We start from the raw sequence: 5,331 nt of genomic DNA, 5'->3' as shown, positions 1-5,331 counted from the left end.
CACATCATCACCGCTGTGATCGTGATCAATGCGATCGGATTGGGGCTGGAGACCTCGCCGACGATAATGGAGCGTTTCGGCGAGATCCTGCTCATGCTCGACCGCATTGCAATCGCGATATTCGTAGTAGAGCTTGCGATGAAGATGTTCGCATACCGTCTGAGCTTTTTCCGCAGTGGCTGGAATATCTTCGATTTCGTGATCGTCAGTGTGGCTTTGGTGCCAGCCTCCCAACAGTTCTCCGTCTTGCGTGCGCTACGCATCCTGCGCGCGCTTCGACTGCTATCGGTCGTGCCCAGCATGCGGAAAGTGGTTGTCGGTCTATTTAGTGCCATCCCAAGCATCGGAACGGTGATTCTAATGCTGGTGCTGCTGTTCTACATCAGCGCGGTTATGGCGACGAAGCTGTTTGGCGCGGCTTTTCCAGAATGGTTCGGGAGTTTAGGGGCATCGCTTTATTCGCTCTTCCAGATTATGACGCTGGAAAGCTGGTCAATGGGAATCGTCCGCCCCGTAATGGAGGAATTTCCCTATGCATGGGCCTTCTTCGTGCCCTTCATCCTGATTACCGCCTTCATCGTACTGAACCTCTTTATCGGCGTGATCGTAACCGCCATGTCTGAGACGACTGAAGAGGAAGCGCATGGCGAGCGCGAGGATATCTTGCGGCAGCTGCGCATCCTAAGCGACGAGGTACAGGCTCTTCGTAAGGCTGCCGAAAAGAATGCCTAGACCTGCGCGTTACGCGAGAATTTCCATTCGGTTTTGTACGTTCTGGCTAGTGGATTGAGCTGGAATTTCCTGCCGACACGGTGCGAACGGCGGACTAGAACTTGGTACATACTGTGCTAGCTTTGCAACGGAACTCCACACTTATTGCGAAGTCAGTCTGACTGCATCTTTTAGTGAATGCGGTCTTAGAGCTATCAAGCTTGCTCCAACAGCGCAGCATGTTGTGGAGCAATATCTATTTTCAAGACGTCGCCCACAGCTGGAGGCTGATCTATCAGGCGCATAGTTGCTCGTTGTTCTCCTACCCTCAGGTGCACCTCGTACCACACCCCGCCGAAGTGTACTGCTACGACTTCGGCGGCCACTCCGTTCGTTGAAGGTCGTAGCGCTTCCGGTCGCAGCATAGCGGTCGCTGGCCCGTCGGGCCATTGCTCCACTGGCCAACTGCCAAAAGCGCACTCTGCTCGACCCGACTCCACAACCGCTGCAAGGACATTGGCTCGTCCCAGCAAACGTGCCGCCACGGCAGAACGCGGTCGCCGATAACATTCTTCGGGCGTGCCTCTTTGGATGACTCGCCCTTCAGACATCAGCAGCAGATCGTCTCCGAGCAACATTGCTTCTTCAGGATCATGGGTGACTATCAAGACGGCAGCATCGCTGTCGCGAAGCCCGGTAAGGACCGAAACTCGTAAATGCGCTCGGAGATCGCCGTCAAGCCCCGAGAAAGGCTCGTCGAGAAGCAGCGCGCTTGGGCGAGGCGCGAGCGCACGTGCAATTGCGACGCGCTGCTGCTCGCCGCCCGACAGGTTGTGCGGCCAAGACGAGGCACGATCTGCCAGCCCGAAGCGGTCGAGCAATTCCATCCCGATTTTGCGTTTCTCCGCAGCCGGCTTTCCTTTTAGGCCGAAGGTAACGTTCGCCAATGCGGTGAGGTGTGGGAACAGCGCAAAGTCCTGAAAGACGAGCCCAATCCGTCGCTGCTCCGGCTGCACTCTGACGCCAGCTCCCTCAAGCAGTCGTGCTTCAGCTTCGATTTCCCCCTCGTCCGCGGCTTCGAGCCCCGCGATGATGCGCATCAGCGTGCTTTTGCCGCAACCTGAAGGCCCGAGCAGGCAGGTAATTCGCCCTGCATGAAGCTCGAAGGCCACCTCGTCTACAGCGAGTACATCGCCAAAGCGCTTCGTCACAGAACGGACGGTCACTCCTGGGGGTCGGGGATTGTGCACGTCTCGGATCTAGCTTCCGGGTCTCGAGACCGCAATCTTTCGGCTGAGCCAGATTGTCGGCGGCAGAGCCAGAACGATGATGAGAACGGACGGCCAGCCCGCTTGGCCTAGACGCTCGTCCAACGCATAATTGTTGGCGATCACGGCCAAGGTATCGAAGTCAAAAGGACGCAGGATTAACGTCGCAGGCAGTTCCTTCAGTATGTCTACGAATACAATCAACGCTGCAGTGAGAAGCGCGCCGCGCGCAACCGGCACTTGGACGAACCATGCCGCTCCGGCCTCCGTACGGCCGAGCGTGCGGCTGGCCCATACCATCGACGGCGTGACCCGTGCCAGACCTGCATCAATCGGTTCTAGCGCTGCCGCCATCAATCGTGCTGCGTAGGCATAGACGAGCAGACCTATGCCTACCCAGAAGGTGGAGGCCATGGGTACGATTTGCCAGACGGCAGCTGCCGGCATGAGAAGCCCGATCGCGATGGCGGCACCGGGCGTCGCATAGCCAAGACTCGCAATCCGGGCCAACTTCGGGGCTCGTGTAGCCCCAAGGGCCAGTAGCAGTGCCAGAGCTGTGGTCACGACAGCGCCCCCGATTCCCATCGTGAGACTGTGCCCGGCGGCATCGATAAGGCGACGAATGTCAGGCTCGTGATCGAGGGCGTTGTGAATGAGCCATGCGAAGGGCAGCAGCAGCGCGGTCGTCAGAAGACCGGCGCAGAAGAAGGTTGCGGCCGCTGCTCTGAAGCCTCGCAAGGTCGAAACCGGGAGCGGACGAGGCTGAACCCTTGCGCTATCGTGACTGCGACCGGTGCGAGCGTTACGCTCGACCCACAACAGCACCGCCGCGGCGAGTAAGAGCGGGAGTGCGAGCTGCGCTGCCCCGGCTATTGTTCCAAAAACTGACCATGCCCGCACGACGCCAGTGGTTAGTGTCTGCACGGCCAGGAACTGCACCGCGCCGTAATCCGCTAATGTCTCCATAACAGCTAATGCCACGCCGGCCGCGAGAGCTGGCCTAGCCAATGGTAGTGCGGCGCGCCGGAAAGCCTCGAGCTGCGAGCAGCCGAGAAGACGGGCTGCCTCCAGTGCGGAGACGGATTGGCCCAGAAAGGCCGTGCGCATTGCAAGATAGACGTAAGGGTAGAATGCGCAGGAGAGGACAAACGCGGCGCCGCCGGTACTGCGAATCTCGACTGGGAGATCGAAACCCAGTGCGGCGCGCATCCAGATCCGCAAATCTCCTGCCGAGCCGAGCAGGTCTGTATAAGCATAGGCCAGCGCAAACCCTGGAGCTGCAAGGGGCAGAGCAAGCGACCAAGAAAAGAATGTGCGTCCCGGAAAACGGTACATGACCACGAGCCACGCAGCGACCGACCCCAGGACAGCTGTTCCAACGCCGACCAAAAGGGCGAGCCATGCAGATGTCCAGCCATAGCGCAGAAGGTCACGCGGCGGAATGTCGGCGCCTTGGCCTGACAGAGCAGAGACGAGGACCCCGACAAGCGGGATCACGGCGATCAGTGACGCGACCAGCGCCCATAATTGGAGGGATGACAGGCTGGGGAGTCGCCATTGGCGCTCCTCCAGCGATGAGGAGCCAGCGGAGGCTCCGCCTAACGCCACCCGACCCTACTCATGATCGCCTGCGCTTCGGGCTGGTGTTCCGCAAAGGCGGAGACAGCCATCGGATGCGCTTCGAAATCAATATAGGAATCCACCGGCGTGGGAGCGGAAACCGCTGGACTTGCCGGGAACTCGTTATTGTTGCGAGCGAAGTGCTGCTGCACCTCAGGGGATGCAAAAAATTCGAGAAGGCGAATGGCGTTCTCGCGGTTCGGTGCATTGGCTGCGACGCCCCCGCCGGAAATATTCACGTGACTGCCCGCCCCTCCGAGCGAAGGAAAGGCCAGTTCCAACCGACCGGCGATTTCGCGGTCACCTTCGTCCTCGCCATTTTCCATCCGGATGAAATAATAGCTGTTGGTGATCGCCACATCGCAAATTTCCGCTCCCACAGCTCGGATCTGGTCCCGGTCGCCGCCCTCAGGCTGACGCGCCATGTTGGCGACGATACCGCGCGCCCATTCTTCGGTGCGCTCGGCGCCCCACGCTTCAATTAGTGCGCCGACGAGCGAAAGATTGTAGATGTTGTCGGAGGAGCGCACGCAAAGGCGGTCGCGGAAGCGTGGCGAAGCGAGATCTTCATAGCTGTCCACTTCGTCAGCTTGGACCCGCTCAGGATTATAGGCAACGACCCGAGCACGACGCGTAAAGCCGTACCAATTACCACTCGGCTCACGTAGGTTGGCCGGAACGCGCTCCGACAGAAGGTTGGATCGGACCGGTTGAAGAACGCCTGCTTCCTCCGCTCGCCAAAGCGCGCCTGCATCTGCTGTAATGAAAAGGTCCGCAGGACTGCGCTCTCCCTCGCTCCGCATTCGCGCAATAAGCTGATCGGCGTTACCGTCTACGCGGTTGATTGTAATACCTGTTTCTCTCGTGAAACGCTCGTAGAGCTCAAGGTCACTATCGTAGTGTCTGGCAGTATAGAGATTCACTTCGCCCGCCCCGGCACCATCAGCGGTGTCGTCGGCACCGTTCCCGCACGCTGCCAGAAAAAAAGTGCTTATCGCGATCGCCGATAAGGAAATCATTTTCATCATGCTTCTCCGAGAGTTGGCCGGGGCCTATCTATATTGCGAAGCAGTTGCAACCAGCAAGGTCTTCGATTGATGTCTCAGCGCCGTTCCCCAGCAAGATGCGGAACTCGTCCGCTTGCCGAGGTCGTTCGATCAGCAAAGAGAATACGGCGCTATCGTGACACACACACCAGCCCATCCCCCGACTGAAGGCGCGCGCAGAATAGACGCGTTACAATTGGGGCGGTTGCCCACAGCTAGTTGGCACGGCTAGGGCCTATTGATGACCGAATTTCCGAAGCCGCCCGAGGAGCCCACTCTCCCCGCCGATCGGCCATCCTCCCGCAATTCCTTTACTCGCTTTCTTGACGGCGTCGAATGGCTGGGCAACCTCTTGCCGCATCCGGTGACGCTGTTCCCGCATTATCTCCAAACATCCTATTCGAAGCGGTTATCGCGCGCGAAGCGTTTGGCGGCAGAAGCGCCGCCATTAATGGCAGCTTTTCGGGGCGTGAACGCGAGCCTTTAATGACAGAAATGAGGGCGCAAAGCGGACCTCAGCCGGTCAGCTCTACAAAAATTTCCCAATGTTTTGAGTGCCCACCATTGTCACGCCGGGCGCGCCAAATCCCGCCGCTTGCCGCCATTTCATCTCAGCCACCGCCCAGAGTACCCTGACGTAGTGCAGGCGGCGGCACATTGCGGACATCTGAGCGGCGTTGATAAAC

5 protein-coding genes are annotated in these 5,331 nt (G+C 59.1%); 2 read left to right on the top strand and 3 right to left on the bottom strand.

Annotation, left to right across the window (positions count from 1 at the left end; translation table 11 throughout):
* Positions 1 to 732 (top strand): ion transporter (locus tag ACGHU1_RS16715; protein WP_390479122.1); only part of this gene is annotated, 732 nt, incomplete at its 5' end.
* A 194-nt stretch (positions 733 to 926) separates the two neighbouring features.
* Here ACGHU1_RS16715 and ACGHU1_RS16710 read toward each other — a convergent pair.
* From ACGHU1_RS16710 to ACGHU1_RS16700, 3 genes are read right to left on the bottom strand one after another with little or no spacing between them, the layout of a single operon-like run.
* Entirely contained in the window at positions 927 to 1,922 is a 996-nt protein-coding gene (locus ACGHU1_RS16710; protein ID WP_390479124.1) for an ABC transporter ATP-binding protein, read from the bottom strand.
* 48 nt (positions 1,923 to 1,970) lie between these two features.
* A complete protein-coding gene (locus ACGHU1_RS16705; protein WP_390588812.1) occupies positions 1,971 to 3,587 on the bottom strand; it encodes an ABC transporter permease in 1,617 nt (538 codons plus the stop codon).
* Complete coding sequence (locus ACGHU1_RS16700; RefSeq protein WP_390479128.1) at positions 3,578 to 4,627, bottom strand: extracellular solute-binding protein; 1,050 nt, start codon at positions 4,625 to 4,627, stop codon at positions 3,578 to 3,580. Before ACGHU1_RS16700 ends, ACGHU1_RS16705 begins: the two co-directional genes overlap by 10 nt.
* A 259-nt stretch (positions 4,628 to 4,886) precedes the next feature.
* On the opposite strand from ACGHU1_RS16700, the gene ACGHU1_RS16695 reads away from it, so the two are divergent.
* Positions 4,887 to 5,132, top strand: a complete 246-nt coding sequence (locus ACGHU1_RS16695; protein WP_390479129.1) for a hypothetical protein — start codon at positions 4,887 to 4,889, stop codon at positions 5,130 to 5,132.
* Positions 5,133 to 5,331: the final 199 nt, after the last annotated feature.

This window comes from Erythrobacter sp. MTPC3 (assembly GCF_042854385.1).
In the GTDB taxonomy this organism is placed as follows: Bacteria; Pseudomonadota; Alphaproteobacteria; order Sphingomonadales; family Sphingomonadaceae; genus Erythrobacter.
Note: the sequence above shows the minus strand (reverse complement) of the source record. Positions and strands in the feature narration are given on the sequence as shown.

What these genes read in the sequence shown, in the direction of transcription:
- ACGHU1_RS16700 (WP_390479128.1), bottom strand. Translation starts at nt 4,627, where the DNA reads ATGATGAAAATGATTTCCTTATCGGCGATCGCGATAAGCACTTTTTTT.
- ACGHU1_RS16695 (WP_390479129.1), top strand. Translation starts at nt 4,887, where the DNA reads ATGACCGAATTTCCGAAGCCGCCCGAGGAGCCCACTCTCCCCGCCGAT.